This window comes from Pseudomonas sivasensis (assembly GCF_052938085.1).
In genome coordinates this window covers 5,769,804-5,790,334 of record NZ_CP176442.1, presented here as the reverse complement: position 1 = coordinate 5,790,334, position 20,531 = coordinate 5,769,804, and the positions used below count along the sequence as shown (strand labels likewise).

17 protein-coding genes are annotated in these 20,531 nt (G+C 60.2%); 1 reads left to right on the top strand and 16 read right to left on the bottom strand.

Annotated elements, in window-relative coordinates; translation table 11 throughout:
* Positions 1–28: 28 nt before the first annotated feature.
* From ACKZ62_RS26655 to ACKZ62_RS26630, 6 genes are all read right to left on the bottom strand, one after another.
* On the bottom strand, positions 29–550 hold the full coding sequence (locus tag ACKZ62_RS26655; RefSeq protein ID WP_032890229.1) for a fimbrial protein: 522 nt from the start codon (positions 548–550) through the stop codon (positions 29–31).
* A gap of 18 nt (positions 551–568) precedes the next feature.
* Positions 569–1,516 (bottom strand): fimbrial protein, encoded by a 948-nt coding sequence (locus ACKZ62_RS26650; RefSeq protein ID WP_447096061.1) that lies wholly within the window; start codon positions 1,514–1,516, stop codon positions 569–571.
* Positions 1,517–1,518: 2 nt separating this feature from the next.
* Positions 1,519–4,119, bottom strand: coding sequence for a fimbria/pilus outer membrane usher protein (locus tag ACKZ62_RS26645; protein ID WP_447096060.1), 2,601 nt, complete (start codon positions 4,117–4,119; stop codon positions 1,519–1,521).
* A 158-nt stretch (positions 4,120–4,277) separates the two neighbouring features.
* Positions 4,278–5,042 (bottom strand): fimbrial biogenesis chaperone, encoded by a 765-nt coding sequence (locus tag ACKZ62_RS26640; RefSeq protein WP_447096059.1) that lies wholly within the window; start codon positions 5,040–5,042, stop codon positions 4,278–4,280.
* 8 nt (positions 5,043–5,050) lie between these two features.
* Positions 5,051–5,818, bottom strand: a complete 768-nt coding sequence (locus ACKZ62_RS26635) for a fimbrial biogenesis chaperone (RefSeq protein WP_447096980.1) — start codon at positions 5,816–5,818, stop codon at positions 5,051–5,053.
* A 101-nt stretch (positions 5,819–5,919) separates the two neighbouring features.
* On the bottom strand, positions 5,920–6,501 hold the full coding sequence (locus tag ACKZ62_RS26630) for a fimbrial protein (protein ID WP_032890638.1): 582 nt from the start codon (positions 6,499–6,501) through the stop codon (positions 5,920–5,922).
* A 336-nt stretch (positions 6,502–6,837) separates the two neighbouring features.
* Between ACKZ62_RS26630 and ACKZ62_RS26625 the strand changes: the two genes are divergently transcribed.
* A complete protein-coding gene (locus ACKZ62_RS26625) occupies positions 6,838–7,533 on the top strand; it encodes a response regulator (protein WP_447096058.1) in 696 nt (231 codons plus the stop codon).
* A 7-nt stretch (positions 7,534–7,540) separates the two neighbouring features.
* On the opposite strand, the gene ACKZ62_RS26620 is transcribed toward ACKZ62_RS26625, so the two are convergent.
* The 10 genes from ACKZ62_RS26620 to ACKZ62_RS26575 form a co-directional block, all read right to left on the bottom strand.
* On the bottom strand, positions 7,541–8,161 hold the full coding sequence (locus tag ACKZ62_RS26620) for a TetR/AcrR family transcriptional regulator (protein WP_032890239.1): 621 nt from the start codon (positions 8,159–8,161) through the stop codon (positions 7,541–7,543).
* Positions 8,162–8,188: 27 nt separating this feature from the next.
* The gene (gene phaC / locus ACKZ62_RS26615; protein ID WP_447096057.1) at positions 8,189–9,871 is read right to left on the bottom strand and encodes a class II poly(R)-hydroxyalkanoic acid synthase; all 1,683 of its coding nucleotides are present in this window, start codon (positions 9,869–9,871) and stop codon (positions 8,189–8,191) included.
* 88 nt (positions 9,872–9,959) lie between these two features.
* Positions 9,960–10,805, bottom strand: coding sequence for a poly(3-hydroxyalkanoate) depolymerase (phaZ, locus tag ACKZ62_RS26610; protein ID WP_032890243.1), 846 nt, complete (start codon positions 10,803–10,805; stop codon positions 9,960–9,962).
* A gap of 144 nt (positions 10,806–10,949) precedes the next feature.
* Entirely contained in the window at positions 10,950–12,629 is a 1,680-nt protein-coding gene (gene phaC, locus ACKZ62_RS26605; protein ID WP_447096056.1) for a class II poly(R)-hydroxyalkanoic acid synthase, read from the bottom strand.
* Between the two features lie 249 nt (positions 12,630–12,878).
* Positions 12,879–13,256 (bottom strand): gamma-butyrobetaine hydroxylase family protein, encoded by a 378-nt coding sequence (locus tag ACKZ62_RS26600; RefSeq protein ID WP_032890248.1) that lies wholly within the window; start codon positions 13,254–13,256, stop codon positions 12,879–12,881.
* Between the two features lie 149 nt (positions 13,257–13,405).
* A complete protein-coding gene (hslU, locus tag ACKZ62_RS26595; RefSeq protein ID WP_242170419.1) occupies positions 13,406–14,743 on the bottom strand; it encodes an ATP-dependent protease ATPase subunit HslU in 1,338 nt (445 codons plus the stop codon).
* Positions 14,744–14,780: 37 nt separating this feature from the next.
* The gene (gene hslV / locus ACKZ62_RS26590; RefSeq protein ID WP_010563201.1) at positions 14,781–15,311 is read right to left on the bottom strand and encodes an ATP-dependent protease subunit HslV; all 531 of its coding nucleotides are present in this window, start codon (positions 15,309–15,311) and stop codon (positions 14,781–14,783) included.
* 258 nt (positions 15,312–15,569) lie between these two features.
* Entirely contained in the window at positions 15,570–16,271 is a 702-nt protein-coding gene (locus tag ACKZ62_RS26585) for an SPOR domain-containing protein (RefSeq protein WP_447096055.1), read from the bottom strand.
* A 1-nt stretch (position 16,272) separates the two neighbouring features.
* On the bottom strand, positions 16,273–18,009 hold the full coding sequence (gene argS, locus ACKZ62_RS26580; protein WP_447096054.1) for an arginine--tRNA ligase: 1,737 nt from the start codon (positions 18,007–18,009) through the stop codon (positions 16,273–16,275).
* Positions 18,010–18,119: 110 nt separating this feature from the next.
* Entirely contained in the window at positions 18,120–20,339 is a 2,220-nt protein-coding gene (locus ACKZ62_RS26575; protein WP_447096053.1) for a primosomal protein N', read from the bottom strand.
* Between the last annotated feature and the right edge of the window lie 192 nt (positions 20,340–20,531).

Here is a 20,531-nt window from a genome sequence, read left to right as displayed (position 1 = left end):
GTTTTTTTTGCGTGTGTTTACGCCTTCATCAGTTGTAAGTGATGGAAACGGTGACAGCACTTTCCAGGGTGCCTGCTGAAATGGCGGCTCCTGTTTTGCGGTACGACGCATTCATCGGTAGCAGCGCTTTTCCGCCACTTGTGGCGATCTGTCGCGTGCGCTGGGCGACAGTGCCGTTGGCGGGGATGTACGCGACGTTTCGGTGGGACAGCGAGAGTGCTGTTCCGCCTGAGGTTCCCGTGTTGGCGAAAAGTACGCCGTTGCCGGTGGACGGAGTGCCCGCGAACAGAAAGAACACATTTTTAATGTCCGACTCACACTCGGCGGTGATCTCGAACTCCGCTGTGCCCGTTTCTTCAGATAAATCAAAGTCAGACACTTTGATGGCTGGCAGGGTGATGGTGCGTGTCACATCGCCAGCGGCCAGGTTGCAGGTGCCGGCGTTGACCTGGCCGGTGAAGCGCAACGTGCCGGTGGTCGCAGCCTGAACCGCGTTCGCGGCCAGGCTGGCGGAGATCGCCAGCAGCAAGGGTAGGGCTCGAATGCTCATTTCATAGTCCTCAGGGTTTTAGTTATAAGTGATGTTGACGATGGCCGTGCTGTCGAGCGTGCCTTGGCTGACCGTGCCGTTTTTGTGGTACGCAGCGCCGAGCGGCAGGACTGCTCGGTTGCCGGAAACCGTCACCGTGCGAGCACCGTCGGCCCCATTGGGGATGATGTTCTGGACGCCTCCGTTGAGGCGTGAATACAGCCACACCGCCACGCCACGCGCAGTGCCTGTATTGGCGAACAGTCGGTCGTTGCCGGGCGCGGGTGTGCCGGAAAACCGAAAGGTCACATTGGATGCGTTGGTGCAGGTGGCGGTGAGCTCGAAATTACGTTCGCCGGTGTAGGTCGCGTTTTGAAGTGCGCTCACTTTGATGGGGTCGAGCGCGATCGTGCGGTTGACGTCGCCGGTCGCGAGGTCGCAGGTGGCGGCGGGTCTTATAAAACGCACCGCATTGCCGAGCCGCAGGGTAAACATTTCTGGACGTCTATCTCTTCTTTCTACCCAAATGTTTCCGGCTGGCACCAGCCCGTCTGTTACAGGCCCGATTTTGTAGAACTTCAACTCTGCAGCTGTGAAGCTGGGGCTCACGATGGATGGGTGTGCTGTTCCTTGCTGATTATGCAGTGCATAGAAATTGGTGATTCTCCTGGCATCCGTGATGCGCAGGCGCACCCCTACCCCCGCTACTTCGGTGCGATAGATGGGTGAGTACGTCGGATCTAGTGTCTGGTATCGTCCCGTGACCGCTGTAAACAGCGAGTAGCAGTTGGCGAAAAAAGCGGGTGCTGTGCCACTGAATGCACGACTGATGATTTCCCCGCCCAGAGGGAGGCTGTCCGGAACGGTGATAGTGGCAGGGAGGTTAAGGGTGAGTGTGCTGTTCATGTACCTGTCACATGCCGCATGAGCCACGATTGGCACGCTGAACAACAGTAGTGTGGACATCAATTTAACTGAGTGCTTCATCTTCAACTCCGCGATGAGAGGGAGTGGGCGAGTACATTGGCGGGTGGCTGCACGACGAGGTCCGCGATCGTTTCACACGTGCCGGCGCCCAATTGCGTCAAGCGTGAAGTCTCCCTGCTGGACATATCTGCTGGCAGTTCGTAGCGAAGGTGGCACGCCGCCGATGCTGCTTTCCCCCACTTGACCGTCAACTCCCCGTGGGTACGAGACACGCGAACAAATGCCTTACCGCCTTGCCCGACCACCCCTACGCTGGCGCCGTCTTCATCGAAGACATCGGCACCGAACGGTAATGGGCTGCCATCTTCGCGCACTGCCGTGATCAGCAAGGCCTGGCCGCTGACCGTCTCGAACTCCAGCTTCACCACCGAACCGGCACGGGGAGCGACGTTCTGGGCGGCGGTCTTGAGTTCCACGTCTACGGAAAGGTCTTTGGGGTCCAGCTCCACCACGTTCTGGCGGTAAGGAGTGAGGTTTGGCACCACGGCATAACCGCTCTTGCCGACCTGCGCGCTGTGGTTACCGTTGATCCGTGCACCCTGTGCGTCAGGTGCCTGGACGATGCCAATGGTGTCGCCCAGTTCCGGGGCAAAGGTCACGCCGCCCGCGTGGGCGACGATGCCACCGGTCATGCCGAATGAAGTGGCGCGGTAGTCGCTGCTCTGGCCATAACCGGCCGACAGCACGCCGTGACTGGCCTGGTATTTCACGTCGGTGCTCGTGCTGTTGCCGCTGCCGTGAGTCCGACTGGCAGCCAGCCCGTAGCTGAGTTCGTTGCGTTCGCCCAGGTTGCCGCCGACGGTCACACGTTCCCCACTGCTGTGGTCGCCGCGATAGGCCGTGGTGGTCAGGGTCGGGGACCTTGCGCCGCTGCCCAGTGGCAGGCTCAAGGTCAGGTCCACTTGCTTGTCGACACGGTCACTGAGCAAGTCCCGGGTGCGTTGTGCGCTGACTGTGTAATGAAGGCCCTTCCAGGACCCGCTGTACCCGGCGGTTAAGGTCAGGTTGCCGCTTGTGCGATTCCAATAGTTTTGCGAGGAGCCGGTGAGGTAGACCGAACCGTTGCCCAGGTTCTGGTTAAGGCTGATGTCCATCCTGTCGCGCAGGCGCGATACGTTTTCTAGGTTGAGTCCGTCGATGGCAAGATCGCGAACCCGTGCCGCGTCGCCCAGGCTGAGGAAGCCTTCGGTGGAGTAACGGTAGGCACCGAGTGCGAAGTGAGTGCCGGTGGAGGCGAAGTTCTTGCTGTAGCGCAACTGCAGGCTTTGCCCTTCCCGCGAGCTATGCCCGGGCAGGTCGGCATTCGAGTGGGTCACGTCAACGGACAGCGCGCCCACTGGGGTGTTGAACGCAGCGCCTAGTAGCTGGGAGTTGTAATCCTGGCCCACTATCGTCCCGGTGTAGCCGGTCAGCACATTGCTGAGACCGTGCTGGTAGGTCGCCTGCATGACGTTGGGCGGGTGCCGAAGGCCGATTTCATCAAGCTGGCCGATGCTCAGCGCGTAGCGGCTATAACCGGGGCGCAACAGGTTGGCGTTGGCGGCGAAGGGCACAATGAACTCCCGCTTGCGGCCGTCCGCCTCAGTGATGGTAACGGTCAGGTCGCCGCCGTATCCGGTGGGGAACAAATCGTTGAGCACAAAAGGACCGGGCGCGACCGTCACCTCGTCCAGCAGCACGCCGCGCTGGCGCACGGTGACCCGTGCATTGGTCTCGGCAACGCCGCGCACCACCGGTGCAAAACCGGTCTGGGAGTCCGGTAGCATCCGATCATCGCTGAACAGGCTGGCGCCGCGCAGACGTACGCTGTCGAACAGCTCACCCGGCGTGTAGATTTCGCCCACCATCAATTGAGACTGCAGTGCGCTCACTTCACGCTGCACGTAGGTGCTGCTGCTCTGGTAGCCGGAGCCCACCGTCGACTGGCTGTAACTGCCGTTGTGACGCCAGTGCCATGCACCCAGGTTGAGCCCGGTGTTCAGACCCAGGTAATTGGAGCTGACCGACCTGCCGTTAGCCTGGGTCAGGAAGGTGTTGGCGTTGTAGCGCACGAAGGCGGCGTTGATACCGCCGTCCCAATGGTTGGGGTCGACATAACCACGGGCCTTGCGCGCCAGGTAGATCTGTGGAATCTGCAGGTCCAGGCGGTTTTCACCCGCGTCGAACCGGCTGCTGGCGCCGGGCAGGTAGCTGGAGATATCGGCACAGCTGGACAATGCCGACTCGGCGGCTTCCTGTTCGATGGCGTCCATGTCGACGCCGACCCTCATGAGCGCCTCCCGCTCCAGGCACAGTTGCGCCGTGTCTTGCCCTTCTATGGCGCTGAATGTCAGGGACTCGCGTCCGCTCCACTGGCCATTGAGGTAAACGTCCGAGCGGTAGGTGCCGGGCAGGACGACGTTGCCTTGACTGAACTTTGCAAGATCGATCTGCAAGCCGTTCGCCCCGTCGGGGAAAAAGGCCGGGTTGAATATCACCTGCTCGGCACCCTGTGCACCTGCGGCGTGGGCACCTCCAAGCAACAAGAGGCTACGGGTTATCAACGTCAATCGATGAGGACACAGGGGCCAGTTTTTGGTCCTGGCGGGTTTTTTCGAACGCATGGATACCGTCCACAGGAATAGGTGTTGTCCGAATTGCGGCAAAGCGCGTCCCTGCCCCGACGGACGGGCACTGAACGGACATGTTTGATTCTCAAGAAGGCCGAAGGGGCGGACTGAAGAGACGCTGAGCAGGCCCTGGCGTCGCTATGGCGTGGCGGTCATGACGACACCTTGGCGCTGTGCGAAATCGTGAGACCGAAGTCGTCGAGGGTCTGGAATTCGACGGTCGTCTCGCTCGCGGGTAATGCCTTGAACCCTGTCAGTTGGAAGTGGTTGCGGCCGTGGGGCGCCACCATGTTGTCGGCGCTCGATGCCGCGGGTTCTCGGGCATGGCGCTGCCCCTTCGCGACGACCTCGATCTTGTCGAAGCTCACGTAATAGGGCGTCGGGTTATACACTTCCAGCGTCACGCCGCGCTCGGTTGTCACGCTGCGCCACTGCAGCTTTGCGGGCGCAGCCTCAACCGCGGAGGGCAGGTCGGGTGGCCGGAAAAAAACCTTGATCCGGGTGCGGAAGGCGAGTTGCAACTGGTTGTTCTGCCCAGCGCTCGGGGCCTGAGAAGGCACTTCCAGCACGTTGAACCAGTACAGGCTTTCCTGTACCGATGGCAGCGTTTCGCCGGTGTATGCCAGGCGCACCACGTGTTGCTTGCCCGGCTCAATTCGAAAGATCGGCGGTGTGACAACGAACGGTATGTCGTCTACATCCGGTGTCGAGTACTCGTCGCCTTTGTCCAGCCACACCTGCATCAGGACGGGCGCCTGATTCTTGCTCTCGAGCCTTACCGTGACTTCCTTGTCCTGCTGCGGATAAACAATCCGTGTGCTATTGATCACGACACTCGCCTGCGCCATGGGCGGACTGAGCAGTGCGAGCGCCACTGCGAACCTGGTTAACCAGCGCGAAATCGAAGTTGCTTTCATACGACGGGTTATCCTGCGGACGACAGTGCGACGCCAGCGGAGTGACGCACCCGGGCTCCGAAATCGCTGACGGTGGTGAATTCGACTTCGGGCTTGTCGTGGGGGCGATTACGCAGCAGCGGCAGCGCAAACAGTTTTACGTCACCGGCGGGCAGTAACAGTCCGTCGTTGGCCGCTTTGCTTGCGGCTTTACTGAAGCGCTTGCCCTCGCTCAGCAAGTCAACCGAGGCGATTGAAATATGGTACGGCGTGGGATTGGTGGCTTGCAGGGCAAAGCCATTGTCATGGGGTACCAGTTTCCATTGCAGTTTTGACGCGGCGCTGGCGATGGGATATGCCAGCCCTTGTGGGCGCAGGAACACCCGCAGGCGAGTACGGAACGACAATTCGATCTGGTTGTTTTGCGCGGCATCGGCGGAAAGCGGTGGTACTTCCAGTACGTTCAACCAGAACAGACTTTCGCGATCCTCGGGTAGCGGCTCACCGGAATAGCGCAGGCGCAAGGCATGCTGTTGATATGGCTCGATACGAAACAATGGCGGCGTCAGGGTGAACGGGGTCTGCGCAGTCGCCGGCGTCGAATGTCGATCACCGGTATCCAGCCAGGCCTGCACCAGCGCCGGGCGGCTGCCCTTGTTTTCCAGCCGCACAACGACTTCCTGTTGTTCTGCGGGGTAGATCACGCGCGTGCCATGGACAATCACGCCCGCCTGTGTGCTGAGCGCGTGAAGCGATATCAGCCCAAAAGCGCAGGTGGCGAGGGCGCGGCGAGCCATTCGTTTAATCATCTGAAGTCTCTTCGAGGCTGGAAGTGGACCTGCGCGGCGATGGCAGGTCCTGGGCGTACAAGGTCTGTGGGTACAGACGTGTCCACCTCTTACTCGGCGTATTCGATCAGGAAGCCGACGCGGGTTTTAACCGTGCCTTCGGTGGCGGCACCGCTGGCATACAGCTGCGCTGCCAGTGGAATAATCGCCTGGTTGTCGACGATCACCACGCCCTCCGATTTCTCGGTGTAGACATTGATCGGGGAGCCATCACGATTGGTTACTTCTACCTGTACGTTCTTGGCATTGGTGGTGTCGGAGGGATCATCGTGGCCGTCGATGTTCAAGCGGCCGGTGGCCACGTCAATGGCCGGGCTGGTTGGGTCGAAAGCCACCATGGCGGTACGGCCATTGGTGCAACTGCCTTCGCCAGGCCCGCCAATGCGAATGGTGAAACCCGTCAGGTTGGCGCGACTACCCGCCGTCGCCAAGCGAGAGGCAGAGACGCCACCCAGGTTAACGTCTTTGACGACGGCGCCTGTGCCCGGTGCTGCGCCCTCGACGGTGCAGGTCACATCGGTCACTAGGCCGGTGAAATTGATAACGCCATCGTTGGCGGCGAATGCCGGCTGTGACAGTGCCGCAGTCAGAGCGAGTACTGCCGCAACAGGGGAAAGAGCGGTGATTTTCATGGTCATCCCAGTCGTGATTTTGTAAAAGAAGCCCGCCGCAGGTTAAGGCGTGACGCCTGAAGTGTGTTTCGAGTTCTACTCGAATGGCGGAAGGCATAATTTGTCTGGGAGTGCGAACTTCATCTATAGAAAAGTGCTGAGTTTTATTTCGTAATTATTCGAAAACTTTTTGGCTTAAGACTTTTCTGTAGGACTAATGTTTTTCTGTAGGAGCGTGCTGAAGGACTTGCGCTTATTGCCCCGTAGTATTGATGCCTGCCTGTAACTGGGTATACCGTAATTGCAGCACGCGTATTCAAAGGTGCGGTGTTGTATTTACTTATGCGGGTTTTTTGTATGCCTACTTCTATGCCCACTACGTACACCGTCATGCTTTTAGATGACCATGAGATGGTTCGGCAGGGAATTGAGCTGGGCTTGAGCGCTGCGCCTGACCTTGATGTGATCGGCTCTTTCGGCACGGCTGGGGAACTGCTGGAAGCGCTTACTCGGCGACCTCCGAACGTTGTGGTCATGGACTTTGTCCTGGCGCCATCGGACAGCGACGGCCTCAGCCTGATCCAGGCCCTGAGCAGGCGCTTCAGCCAGTGCAGGCCACTGATCGTGTGTTCGCATTACACGCCTGCCACGGTTTCATTATCTTTGAAGGCTGGATGTTGGGGGATACTGGGCAAGACCCAGAACTTGACCGAACTGGTGACGGCCATTCGAACGGTTGCTCAAGGCCGAATTTACTTAAAGCCGTGTATGGTGCCCGCACTGCAGGGTATGCAATCAATACTTGATGTTCTAAATATGAAATCGAGAGTGGAGCCTTCAACTTCGTTGCAAATGAACGCCTGCCTAACACCTAAAGAGCAGGAAGTGTTGCGGTGTTTTCTCGATGGTATGACGGTAAATTCAATTGCTGCGAAGTTTTCGCGTAGTGCAAGTACCATCAGCACGCAGAAGCAATCGGCTTATCGCAAGTTGGGCATTAGCAGTGACAGCGAACTCTTCAAGTTCAGTTACCAGTTCGGCGAGCCGGGATGACGGCCCGTCAAACGGGCTCATCCAAATAACGCAGCGCCAACCGCTCCGTCGTCAGCCGTGTCGGCAATAGCAGGTGCGGCGCTACCAGCATCATGATCTGGTACACCACGACCCGTATCTCGCCTTCGCGATCAAGTATCCGCTGGTAATCCAGGGAAAACAGCAAGGTCATGGTGATCTGTTCCACCAATTGCCCCAGTGCCTGCGTGTCACTGACCACTTGCCCCGCTGCCTTCAATCGCGCCAGCAATGATGCCAGGGTACGTTTGAGCGCTGTAAGCAGGTTGCGAATGCCTTTGGCAAGCTTCGGTAGGCGTCCGGCCAAGTTGGACAAGTCCTGGAACAGAAACCGGTAGTGGGCCATTCGCTCGACAATCAGGTGCAGGAACAGCCAGTAATCCTCAGCCTTCAATTGTGCGTCTGCGGGCGGATCAAGCAACGGCGCCAGCTCACCTTGAAAACGCTCAAAAAGCCCAATGATCAGCGGCTCCTTGCCATGGAAGTGGTAGTAGAGGTTGCCGGGACTGATCCCCATTTCATTGGCCACCTCCATGGTTGATACATTCGGCTCGCCCTTTTGGTTGAACAACTGCAGGGCGCATTCAAGGATACGGTCGCGGGTCTTCATCCAGTCTTCTTAATGTGATCGTTGAGCTCAGCGCACTCGCACATAGGTGCCCGGCGCCGCTTCCATCGGTGGGTAATTCTGGTTGCCCAGAGCCGTGAGGGTTTCGCGTTGCACGCCCGAGCGCTGCTGGATCCACTCCAGCCATTGCGGCCACCAACTGCCTTCGACATGGTTGGCGTCGTAGTACCAGGCGCGTGGGTCGCTGCTCAGCTTTGGGTTCTCGACGTAGTTGGCCTTGGGGTTGCCCGGAGGGTTGAGGATGCTCTGGATATGCCCGCTGTTGGACAGTACGAAGCGCCGCTCGCCGCCCAGCAATTGTGTGGAGCGATACACCGCGTCCCACGGCGTAATGTGGTCGTTGATGCCGGCCACGCTGAAGCTGTCCACGGTGACCTTTTGCAAGTCAATGGGCGTGCCGCATACCTCCAGGCCGCCGGGATGGCTCAGCGGGTTGTGCTTGAAGAAGTCCAGCAGGTCGCCATGCAGCGCGGCGGGCAGGCGCGTGTTGTCGTTGTTCCAGTACAGGATGTCGAAGGCCGGCGGTTCCTTGCCCAACAGGTAGTTGTTGATCCAGTAATTCCAGATCAGGTCATTGGGGCGCATCCAGGCGAAGACCTTGGCCATGTCGCGCCCATCCAGCACTCCCTCTTGATAGGAGCGGCGTTTGGCGGCTTCCAGGGTTTGCTCGTCGGCGAACAGGGTGGCGGGGCTGTCGATCTGGCTGTCCAGCAGGCTCACCAGGTAGCTGGCGCTGGAGATGCGGCGTAGCTGACGCTTGGCCTGCAAGTGGCCTTGCAAGGCGGCGATGGTCAGGCCGCCGGCGCAGGCACCCATCAGGTTGACTTCTCGGGCGCCGGTGATTGCCCGGCATACGTTAAGCGCTTCCTCCAGTGCCGCAACGTAGGTGGACAGGCCCCACTCGCGGTGGCGCACATCCGGGTTGCGCCAGCTGACCATAAAGGTCTGCAGTCCGTTTTTGAGCGCGTACTGCACAAAGCTGTTGGCCGGGCTCAAGTCGAAAATGTAGTACTTGTTGATCTGCGGCGGCACGATCAGCAGTGGCTTGGCGTACTGTTTTTCGCTCATGGGCTTGTACTGGATCAGCTCCAGCAGCTCATTGCGAAACACCACCGAGCCAGGGGTGGTGGCAACCGTCTTGCCAACTTCGAACGCGTGCTTGCTCACTTGGCGTGGCAAGCCGTTGTTGTGCAGCAGGTCTTCGAACAAATTGGCCACACCGCGCACCACGCTGTTGCCGCCGGAGTTGAGCAACTCTTTGACGGCCAGCGGGTTGAGCAGGGTGTTGGAGGGTGAGACGGCATCGTTGAGCAGGGAGAAGGCGAAGTGTGCGCGGGCCCGGTCATCGGCGCTCAGGGCGCTGTCGTCGATGAAGTGACGTGTCTGCTTCTGCCAGCTCAAATAGGCTTGCAGACTTCGGCGGTAGAGCGGGTTGAGCTTCCAGGTGGGATCGCTGAAGCGGCTGTCATGGGGGTTGGGCTCGTGCACGGTCTCGCCCAACAGCACCCGACCCAACTGGCCGCTCAAGGCCCAGGCATGCCGGGCGGTGTGCACCGGGTTGCGCAAGCTGTGGGCGGCGACGCTGCGCAAGGTCGAGAGCAAGTCCCTGCCCCTGAGGCCGGTGATCGCATTTTGCGCATTGATGAACGCAGCAGGGGTAGGCGCCGGGTTCGTCACGGGTCTTTCTCGCATGAGCCAACACTCCTTCGTCTAGCCATCAAACAGGCACGCCAATTCAGAACCATAGTCGGTTCCTGGCAAGTTGCGCGGCGTTGCGTCCTTACACCGCCGGGCGTGGATGAATCACTGCACGCATTCGCTCCTCTTCCAAGAACTTCATGATGATCGGCGCCACGGCTTCGGCCCGGGTGATCAAGAACAGGTGGCCGTCATCGATGATGTGCAATTGCGCATTGGGGATGCGCCAAGCCAGCATGCGCATATTGATCAAGGGGATCAGCGGGTCGTCGTCCCCCGCCAGCACCAGGGTGGGCTGGCGGATCTTGTGCAGCCAATGGATGCTGGTCCAGCCCAGCCCGGCGAACAGCTGCCAGTAGTAACCGAGTTTGCCGGCAGATCGCACCTTGCTCGCATGTTCGGCGGCGAGGTTCGAGTCGCGGCGGAAAGAACCGCCGTAAATCATCGGCGCGATACGCACCACATGGGACGGTTGGATGTAGCGGCGTGGGCTTGCCATCAGCCACAAAACCTTGGGCTTACCCGGCACCATCACTGCGCCAGCCGCCGTGGCTGCCAGGATCAGTTTCTTGCAGCGCTCCGGGTAGTCATAGGCAAACTGTTGCGCCAGCGCACCACCCCAGGACACGCCTACGGCGTTGACCTGGCCGTAGTCGAGATAGTCGAGCATGCGCGCGGTGAGCTTGGCCAGGCCGGGAAAACGATAGGGCCGCTTGGGGGTAGATGAGCCGCCGACGCCTGGCACATCGAATGCAATCACCTCCAGGTCCGGGTCCAGGGCCTGGACGAACGGAAACACCAACTCAAGGTTGGCGCCGATGCCGTTGAAGATCAGCAGCGGCGTCAAGTGAGGCTTGCCCGGGCGCACCGCCGTGCGGATGGTCTGGCCATCCAGGTCGATGGTGCGGAAGATGAACGGTTGCGGCATGCTCAAGCCCTGTGAGGTAGTCCGGTAGGTATTGGGTCAACGTGGGAGGGGGCTTGCTCCCGATAGCATCAACGCGGTGTAGCAGGCGCTCCGTGTCGCCTGCATCGGGAGCAAGCCCCCTCCCACATTTGATCCCATTTCAATCTAACGCTCGTGTACGTAGGTTCCAGGTGCCGCTTCGGCTGCGGCGTAGGTTTTGTTGCCTAATGTCGTCGGCGCCTTCTTCAGCTTCCCGGCGCGCTCTGCCTGCCATACCTGCCAGTGCAACCACCAGGAATCGGTGTGCTTGGTTGCGTTCTCCTGCCATTCCAGAGGCTTGCCCGCGAGGCTGTCGCTGGTCTGGTAGCGCGCCTTGGGGTTGCCCGGTGGGTTGAGAATGCTCTGGATATGCCCGCTGCTGGACAGCACAAATTCCACTTTGCCGCCAAACAACTGCGCCGACTTGTAGCAAGACTGCCAGGGTGTGATGTGATCGTTGGTACCGGCCAGTGAATAAATATCCGCCGTGACCTGCTTGAGGTCGATGGGCGTGCCGCACACTTCCAGTGCGTTGGCGCGTACCAGCGGGTTGTTTTTGAACAGTTCGATCAGGTCGCCATGGAAGGCGGCCGGCAAACGGGTGGTGTCGTTGTTCCAGAACAGGATGTCGAACACCGGCGGCTCGTTGCCAAGCAGGTAGTTATTGACCCAGTAGTTCCAGATCAGGTCGTTGGGGCGCATCCAGGCGAATACCTTGGCCATGTCGCGGCCTTCCAGCACGCCGGCCTGGTAGGAATGACGCTTGGCCGCTTCCAGGGTCTGTTCATCCACAAACAGCGCCACCTGGGTGTCCAGGGTGGTGTCCAGCACACTCACCAGCAAGGTCAGGGCGTTGACCTTCTTCTCACCCAGCGCCGCGTAGTGGCCGAGCAGAGCGGTGCAGGTAATGCCTCCGGAGCAGGCGCCGAGCATGTTGATGTCTTTGCTGCCGGTGATCGCCGTGACCACATCGACCGCTTCCTTGAGCGCCTCGATATAGGTCGACAGGCCCCATTCACGCTGGGCCTTGGTCGGGTTTCGCCAACTGACGATAAAGGTTTGCTGGCCGTTGCGCAGGCAGAAGCGCGCCAGGCTCTTTTCCGGGCTCAGGTCGAATACGTAGAATTTGTTGATCTGCGGCGGTACGACCAGCAGCGGGCGCTCATGCACCTGCTCGGTGATTGGCTTGTACTGGATCAGCTCCAGCACGTCGTTGCGAAACACCACCGCGCCTTCAGTGGTGCCAAGGGACTTGCCCACTTCAAAGGCGCCCATGTTGACCTGGCTCGGCATGCCGCCGTTGTGCACCATGTCCTTGGCCAAATGTGACAGGCCGTCGAGCAGGCTTTTACCGCCGGTTTCAAAGAAGCGTTTGACCGCCGCCGGGTTGGCTGCGCTGTTGGTGGGGGCCATGGCTTCGGTCATCAGGTTGATTACGAAGTGGCCGCGGCTGATGTCCTGGTCCGACAGGTCGCTGTCGCCAATCCAGTCATGCAGTTCCTTGCGCCACGCCAGGTAGGTTTGCAGGTAGCGCTTGTAGAGCGGGTTCTGGCTCCAGGCCGGGTCGTGGAAGCGACGGTCGTCGCTCTCAGGCACCAGCTCCGATTTGCCGAACATCACATTCTTCAATTCAACGCCAAAGTGGGCGACGTGCTTGACGCTGTGCAACGGTTGCTTGATGGCTTGGGTCAGCACCATCTTGGCCGAGGCCAGTAAATCCTTTTTGCGTAACGCGATGATCGGGTTGAGCCCCAGGGTGTTTTCCGAGGCCTGGCGTTTCAAGTCATCGTTGTTCTTGTTACTCATCTACGACGCTCCATTGTCCGAAAGACGAGTACCGGGTACCGCCGTGCACCAAGTTTCGATACACAACACAAGCCTGGTACTGCGACTCGGGTGACCGTTGATACCGCATCGTCAAATGCAGGGAACTTGCCAGTTCCATTGGTTACCCGAGTTTAATTTTTTTCGCAAGCGGGCCAATCGTTGACCACGCGACAGGGCATTCAAACAGATGAAATTAGAAAATGCCCTCTAATGAGCGAGAAGCCTGGACTAGAGCATCAGCCGCACAACCGACTGACTCGGGTCGCGGGTTTTGCCGGCGGCTTTGAGCTCGGCGAGATAATCGGTCCACAACGCGTCCTGACGCACGGCCAATTGATAGAGGTAGTCCCAAGTGAACAGTCCGCTGTCATGCCCATCGTCGAAGGTCAATTTCAGTGCGTACTGACCGGCCGGTTCTACTTTGATCAACTTAACGTTGAGCTTGCCGAATTGCAGGATGGGTTTGCCGTGGCCCTGGACCTCGGCGGAAGGCGAGTGGGTGCGCAGCAGTTCGGCGGGAAGTTGGTATACCTCGTCGGGCCCGTAGGTGAGGCCGAGGGTATTTGAGGTTTTGTGCAGGTTTACAGCAGTAGGAAACTTGGCCATATGAGGTGCTCTTGAATAAACCGGCTTAAAAATGTGGGAGGGGGCTTGCCCCCGATTGCAGTGGGTCAGCTATAGATAAGCTGACTGATCCACCGCTATCGGGGGCAAGCCCCCTCCCACATTTGAAGCAAAGCAGTTCTGTGTGAGGCTTACAGAATATACCGCGACAAGTCCTCGTTCTGTGCCAATTCGCCCAAGTGGCTGTTGACGTAATCGGCGTCGATCTTGATCGCCTCGCCATTCTGCGCACCGGCCATGTCGCCGGCGCTGAAAGACACTTCCTCAAGCAAGCGCTCAAGCAACGTGTGCAGGCGACGCGCGCCGATGTTTTCGGTCTTCTCGTTGACCTGCCACGCGATCTCAGCCAAGCGCTTGATACCGTCCGGCAGGAACTCAATGCCCAGGCCTTCGGTTTTCAACAGCTCGCGATACTGCTCTGTGAGCGACGCATGCGGTTCGCTGAGGATGCGTTCGAAGTCGCCAGGGGTCAGTGCCTTCAGCTCTACGCGAATCGGCAGACGACCTTGCAACTCCGGCACCAGGTCGCTTGGCTTGCTCAGGTGGAACGCACCGGAAGCGATAAACAGGATGTGGTCGGTCTTGACCATGCCCAGCTTGGTGTTCACGGTGCAGCCTTCGATCAGCGGCAGCAGGTCGCGCTGTACGCCTTCGCGGGACACATCGACGCCGCCGGAATTGCCGCGCTTGGCCACCTTGTCGATCTCGTCGATAAACACGATGCCATGCTGCTCGACAGCTTCCAGAGCTTTGGCCTTGAGCTCTTCCTCGTTCACCAGGCGCCCGGCTTCTTCGTCGCGTACCAGCTTGAGCGCCTCTTTCACCTTGAGCTTGCGGCTTTTCTTCTTGCCCTTGCCCATGTTGGCGAACAGGTTCTGCAACTGGCTGGTCATTTCTTCCATGCCAGGCGGTGCGGAAATATCGACGCCGGAGACCTCGGCGACTTCAATCTCGATTTCCTTGTCATCCAACTGGCCTTCACGCAGGCGTTTGCGGAACAGTTGGCGGGTGTTGGAATCGGACGACGGCGCTGCGTCTTCGTTGAAACCCATGCGTGCCGGTGGCAACAGGGCATCGAGGATGCGTTCTTCGGCGGCGTCTTCGGCGCGGTGGCTGACCTTGGTCACTTCCTGTTCGCGCAGCATCTTCAGGGCGGCGTCGGCCAGATCACGGATGATCGACTCGACGTCACGGCCCACATAGCCGACTTCGGTGAACTTGGTCGCTTCGACCTTGATGAACGGGGCATTGGCCAACTTGGCCAGGCGCCGGGCGATTTCGGTTTTACCGACACCGGTCGGGCCGATCATCAGGATGTTCTTCGGTGTTACTTCAACGCGTAATTCTTCGGGCAGTTGCATCCGGCGCCAGCGGTTACGCAGCGCGATGGCAACGGCGCGCTTGGCATCGTCCTGGCCGATGATATGGCGGTTGAGTTCATGGACGATTTCGCGGGGAGTCATGGACATAGTTTTTGGCGGCCTCAAGCGGGAATAAGCCTACGGCTTACTCGGCGAGGTCCTGCTCCTCAATGGTGAAGTTGTGGTTGGTGAACACGCAAATGTCGCCGGCGATACCCAGGGCGGTTTCGACGATTTCGCGGGCCGACAGGTCGGTTTTCTTCAACAGTGCGCTCGCCGCGGCCTGGGCGTAACCGCCACCGGAGCCCATGGCGATCAAGCCGTGCTCGGGTTCAACCACATCGCCGTTGCCGGTGATGATCAGCGAAGCGTCTTTGTTTGCTACAGCCAGCATGGCTTCCAGGCGGCTGAGGGAGCGGTCGGTGCGCCATTCTTTAGCGAGCTCCACAGCGGCGCGCACAAGGTGGCCCTGATGTTTCTCAAGCTGGCCTTCGAAACGCTCGAAGAGGGTAAAAGCGTCGGCGGTAGCGCCAGCAAAGCCGGCGAGCACCTGGCCGTGGTACAGGCGACGGACTTTCTTCGCGTTGCCTTTCATCACGGTATTACCCAGGGAAACCTGGCCGTCGCCGCCCATGACGACTTTGCCGTGGCGACGTACTGAAACGATGGTGGTCAAGGGGAGAGTCTCCACGCAGCGGGGCGAAAATGCCCTGATGGAAACTCATATGGGGGTGGCGGGGGGGATTTCAACCGTAGGGGTTTATGGCGGACGAGTGGTGTTTATCGGTCTGACACACATTTCAGAGCGCTGCAAAACCAAATGTGGGAGGGGGCTTGCCCCCGATGGCGGAGTGTCAGTCAATGAATCTGGTGACTGATACACCGCCATCGGGGGCAAGCCCCCTCCCACATTAATGCTGTTGTGTCTTCGAAATCAGCGGCTCTGGCGTTGTTGTAACAACAGGTTGCTAAACCCTGCGCCGGCCAATTGTTTCTGTGCCACGGTCAGCTGTTCGCGGTTGCTGAACGGCCCCACCAGGACGCGATACCAGGTCGCGTCCTTTACAGTGCCGGACTCCACCGTCACCGTCTGGCCCAGCAGAATAATCTGCGCACGCACACGATCCGCATCCGCCTGTTTCGGGAAGGAGCCCGCTTGCAGGAAGAACTTGGTCACAGGCGCGGCTTTGGTCTCCGCAACCGGTGGTGCGGGCGGCGGAGTAATCCCGGCCAGCGCTGCCTGGGCCCGCGCAGTGTCGATTTTCGCGGCTTCCGCTGGGGTCACCGGGGTGGTCGGCACTTGCGGCGTCGGCAGGGTTTTCTCCGGCACGGCGTCAGGCGGCACGATCACTTCCGATTCCGGCAGCAACGTGTAGAAGTCGTATTTCGGCTTCACTGGTGCCGTCGGGCTAGGCGCTGTCTTATTGGCTTCGGCCATTTTCGTGGCTTTCTGCTGTTCCTGTTTGACCCGTTTGACGTCATCGCCCTGGCCGGGATCCAGCTTCATCAGGAACACGATAAACGCGCCAACCGTGAGGCCGATGGCCATCCACAACCAGCCCGCAATCGGCTTCTTCGCCGGGGCCTGGTAGCGGCTGGCGCCGCGCTTGGGTGCAGGTTTTTTCTTGGCAGCCAACTTACATACGCTCCAGAGTTTCCAGGCCCAACAGTTCCAGGCCTTGCTTGAGGGTCCGTCCAGCCAGTGCGGCGAGGCGCAGGCGGCTTTGCTTCTGGGCTTCGTCGTCGGCGGTGAGGATCGGGCAGTTCTCGTAGAAGCTGGAGAACAATCCGGCGACTTCATACAGGTAGGTGCAGAGGATATGCGGCGTGCCTTTCTCGCCGACGCTGTTCAGCACTTCGCCGAATTGCGCCAGTTTGGCGGCCAGTTCCTGCTCATGAGGCGCGTCCAGCACGATCTGGCCTTCGACTTCGCTGAAGTCCTTGCCCAGCTTGCGGAACACACCGGCCACGCGGGTGTAGGCGTACAGCAGGTACGGCGCGGTGTTGCCTTCGAAGTTGAGCATCAGTTCGAAGTTGAAGCTGTAGTCGCTGGTGCGGTGCTTGGACAGGTCGGCGTATTTCACCGCGCCAATCCCCACTACGCGGGCGATGTTGCGCAGGTCGGCTTCGGCCAGCTCCGGGTTCTTTTCCTTCACCAGGTTGTAGGCACGCTCCTGGGCTTCGTTCAGCAGGTCGATCAGCTTCACGGTACCGCCGTCGCGGGTCTTGAACGGACGGCCATCGGCCCCGTTCATGGTGCCGAAGCCCATGTGTTCCATGTGCATCGGGTGGGTGATGAAGCCCGCACGGCGCGCCACTTCGAACACCTGCTGGAAGTGCAGGGCCTGGCGCTGGTCGACGAAATACAGCGCGCGATCCGCCTTGAGCACGCCACTGCGGTAGCGCACGGCGGCCAGGTCGGTGGTGGCGTAGAGGTAGCCACCATCGGCCTTGACGATGATCACCGGCAGCGGCTCGCCGTCGGCGGTCTTGAATTCTTCGAGGAACACGCACTGCGCGCCGTTGCTCTCGACCAGCAGGCCCTTGGCCTTGAGGTCGTTGACCACATTGATCAGGTCGTCGTTGTAGGCGCTTTCACCCATCACGTCGGTCATGGTCAACTTGACGTTGAGCAGCTCGTAGATTTCCTGGCAGTGGGACAGCGAGATATCACGGAAGCGGCCCCACAGATCCAGGCATTCCTTGTCGCCGGCCTGCAGTTTCACCACCAGGCCACGGGCCCGGTCGGCGAACTCTTCGGATTCATCGAAACGCTTTTTGGCGGCGCGGTAGAAGTTCTCCAGGTCCGACAGCTCGTTGCTGGTGATCGGGTTTTCCTGCAGATAAGCCATCAGCATGCCGAACTGGGTGCCCCAGTCGCCCACGTGGTTCTGGCGGATCACGGTGTCGCCCAGGAACTCCAGCACCCGCGCCACGCCATCGCCAATGATGGTCGAGCGCAGGTGGCCGACGTGCATCTCTTTGGCGAGGTTAGGTGCCGACAGGTCAATGGCCACGCGCTGAGCCGGGCCGGCCTTACGTACGCCGATCTTGGCATCGGCGAGGGCTGCATCGAGGCGCGAAGCCAGGGCCTGGGTGTTTTGGAAGAAGTTGATAAAGCCAGGGCCGGCGATTTCGGCCTTGGTCACACTCTCATCAGCCGGCAGCGCGGCGATGATTTTTTCCGCCAGGTCGCGCGGCTTCATGCCAGCCGGCTTGGACAGCATCATCGCGATGTTGCTGGCGAAGTCGCCGTGGGTCTTGTCTCGGGTGTTTTCCACCTGGATCGCCGGCGTCAGGCCTTCAGGCAACACACCTTCGTTGACGAGTTGGGTGAGGGCTTGTTGGATCAGCTGGCGAATGGTGTCTTTCATGGTGTTCTCTTTCGACCGCAAGCGGCGGCGCGCGATGCGCAGGTGGAAAAACTGGGCATTATCCGTGGCGAGGGCGGGCTTGCCAACCTTCGTGGGACCTGTGGCCTGGGTTAATACAAATCTACCGGGTCTACATCCAACGACCATCGCACTTGTCGGCCGCTGGGCATTTGCTCCAGGGCAAGCAGCCAGCTACTTAATAGTCGATGCAGCGGTGCGCGTGAGGTTGCCTGCAAGAGTAGCTGAGCGCGATAGCGTCCGGCGCGGCGCTCCATGGGCGCGGGCACCGGGCCGAGCAGTTCGATGCCGGTCAGGCGCAGTTCGCCCAGTAAACCTTCGGCGACGCTGCATGCTTCATCAAGAAAACCTTCGGCCTGGCCGAGCTTGTGCGCTTCTGCTCGCAGCAATGCCAGGTGCGCAAACGGCGGCAGGCCGGCGGAACGGCGCTCGCTCAGTGCTTGTTCGGCGAAGGCAAAATAGCCTTGTTCGGTCAGTTGGATCAGCAAAGGGTGGTCAGCGAGGTGCGTCTGAATAATCACCTTGCCCGGTTCCTCCGCGCGCCCGGCACGACCCGCGACCTGCACGATCAACTGCGCCATGCGCTCGCTGGCGCGGAAGTCCCCGGAGAACAAACCACCGTCGGCATCCAGGATCGACACCAGTGTCACCCGTGGAAAGTGGTGCCCTTTGGCGAGCATCTGCGTGCCCACCAAGATGCACGGCTGGCCTTTCTGAATAGTGGCGAACAGCTGATTCATCGCGTCTTTGCGCGACGTGCTATCGCGGTCGACTCGCAGTACCGGGTAATCCGGAAACAGAATGCCCAAGCGCTCTTCGGCACGTTCGGTGCCCGCGCCCACCGGACGCAGGTCCACCTTGCCGCACTGTGGGCAATGGCGAGGCACACGTTCCACATGGCCGCAGTGGTGGCAGCGCAGCTCGCCGTGGCGTTGGTGCACGGTCATGCGCGCATCGCAGCGCTCGCACTCAGACATCCAGCCGCAGTCATGGCACAGCAGTGTCGGCGCAAAGCCGCGGCGGTTGAGAAACACCAATACTTGCTGACCAGCGGCAAGGGTCTGGCCGATGGCTTGCTGCATCGGCCCGGAAATGCCGCTGTCCAGTGGACGGCTTTTGACGTCCAGGCGCATGAAGCGAGGCTGCTTGGCGCCGCCGGCGCGCTCATTCAAGCGTAGGAGCCCATAACGGCCGGTGTAGGCGTTGTGCAGGCTTTCCAGGGATGGGGTGGCCGAACCGAGCACAATCGGAATGTCTTCCTGGCGCGCGCGCACCAGTGCGAGGTCGCGGGCGTGGTAACGCAGGCCTTCCTGCTGTTTATAGGAGCCGTCGTGCTCCTCGTCGATGATGATCAGGCCGGGGTTTTTCATCGGCGTAAACAGCGCCGAACGGGTGCCGATAATAATGTCAGCTTCGCCATCTCGCGCGGCCAGCCACGACTCGAGACGTTCACGGTCGTTGACCGCCGAGTGCACCAGCGCGATGCGAGCGTTGAAGCGCTGTTCGAAACGCGCCAGGGTTTGCGGGCCGAGGTTGATCTCAGGGATCAACACCAGTGCCTGCTTGCCGGCCTGCAGGGTTTCACGGATCAACTGCAAATAGACTTCGGTCTTGCCGCTGCCGGTGACGCCGGCCAGCAGGAACGCATGGAAACTGTCGAAACCTGCGCGAATCGCTTCATACGCCGCGCGTTGCTCGGGGTTCAGCGGTAATTCCGGCTGGGCCAGCCAATGTTCGTGGCGCGGGTCGGGGGCGTGCTTGCGGATTTCCACCTGCACCAGGCCTTTGGCTAGCAGCAGGTCGAGGCTGTCCTTGCTCAGCATCAGCTTGCTCAATAGCTGATGCGCTACGCCGTGTGGATGCTGGGCCAGGGTTGCCAGGGCTTCACGTTGGCGCGGGGCACGGGCGATGCGCGGGTCATCGAGACGGGCACCGGGCACCGTCGACCAGAAACGCTCCTGGCGTGCTTCGGCCAACTCGCCCTGACGCAACAGCACCGGCAGCGCCCAGCTCAAGGTGTCACCCAGGCTGTGCTGGTAATACTGGGCGGTCCATAGGCACAGCTTGAACAGTGCTGGCGGCAATGGTGCGGTGGCGTCCAGGATGGCCAGGGCCGGTTTGAGCTTTTCGGCCGGGACTTCGCTGTGATCGGCGACTTCTATCAGAACGCCGATCATTTCCCGTCGGCCAAAGGGTACGCGCACGCGCATGCCTGGCTGCAATTGCGCTCGCAGCACGCCGGCCGGGGCCCGGTAGTCGAACAGGCGGCGCAGGGGCGAGGGCAGGGCTAGGCGCAAAATGGCGTCGGGCACGCGGGGTTCCATATAAGGAGGGTGATGAGGAAGGGCGGGAGCCTAGCAGACAGGGCAAGGCTTGGGTATGCCATGGTTTTCTGATGAAAGGAGCTTTTATGTTGGGAATCGGCCGCAAGGGCCGCTTGCGCGTTTAAAAAGGTCTGGTAGAATCCGCGGCCTAATTACGTGCGGTATTCGACAATAGTGTCG

What these genes read in the sequence shown, in the direction of transcription:
- phaC (WP_447096057.1), bottom strand. Translation starts at nt 9,871, where the DNA reads ATGCGAGAAAGACCCGTGACGAACCCGGCGCCTACCCCTGCTGCGTTC.
- ACKZ62_RS26655 (WP_032890229.1), bottom strand. Translation starts at nt 550, where the DNA reads ATGAGCATTCGAGCCCTACCCTTGCTGCTGGCGATCTCCGCCAGCCTG.
- ACKZ62_RS26620 (WP_032890239.1), bottom strand. Translation starts at nt 8,161, where the DNA reads ATGAAGACCCGCGACCGTATCCTTGAATGCGCCCTGCAGTTGTTCAAC.
- ACKZ62_RS26630 (WP_032890638.1), bottom strand. Translation starts at nt 6,501, where the DNA reads ATGAAAATCACCGCTCTTTCCCCTGTTGCGGCAGTACTCGCTCTGACT.
- argS (WP_447096054.1), bottom strand. Translation starts at nt 18,009, where the DNA reads ATGAAAGACACCATTCGCCAGCTGATCCAACAAGCCCTCACCCAACTC.
- ACKZ62_RS26645 (WP_447096060.1), bottom strand. Translation starts at nt 4,119, where the DNA reads ATGCGTTCGAAAAAACCCGCCAGGACCAAAAACTGGCCCCTGTGTCCT.
- ACKZ62_RS26600 (WP_032890248.1), bottom strand. Translation starts at nt 13,256, where the DNA reads ATGGCCAAGTTTCCTACTGCTGTAAACCTGCACAAAACCTCAAATACC.
- ACKZ62_RS26650 (WP_447096061.1), bottom strand. Translation starts at nt 1,516, where the DNA reads ATGAAGCACTCAGTTAAATTGATGTCCACACTACTGTTGTTCAGCGTG.
- ACKZ62_RS26625 (WP_447096058.1), top strand. Translation starts at nt 6,838, where the DNA reads ATGCCTACTTCTATGCCCACTACGTACACCGTCATGCTTTTAGATGAC.
- phaC (WP_447096056.1), bottom strand. Translation starts at nt 12,629, where the DNA reads ATGAGTAACAAGAACAACGATGACTTGAAACGCCAGGCCTCGGAAAAC.
- phaZ (WP_032890243.1), bottom strand. Translation starts at nt 10,805, where the DNA reads ATGCCGCAACCGTTCATCTTCCGCACCATCGACCTGGATGGCCAGACC.
- ACKZ62_RS26640 (WP_447096059.1), bottom strand. Translation starts at nt 5,042, where the DNA reads ATGAAAGCAACTTCGATTTCGCGCTGGTTAACCAGGTTCGCAGTGGCG.
- ACKZ62_RS26635 (WP_447096980.1), bottom strand. Translation starts at nt 5,818, where the DNA reads ATGGCTCGCCGCGCCCTCGCCACCTGCGCTTTTGGGCTGATATCGCTT.
- hslU (WP_242170419.1), bottom strand. Translation starts at nt 14,743, where the DNA reads ATGTCCATGACTCCCCGCGAAATCGTCCATGAACTCAACCGCCATATC.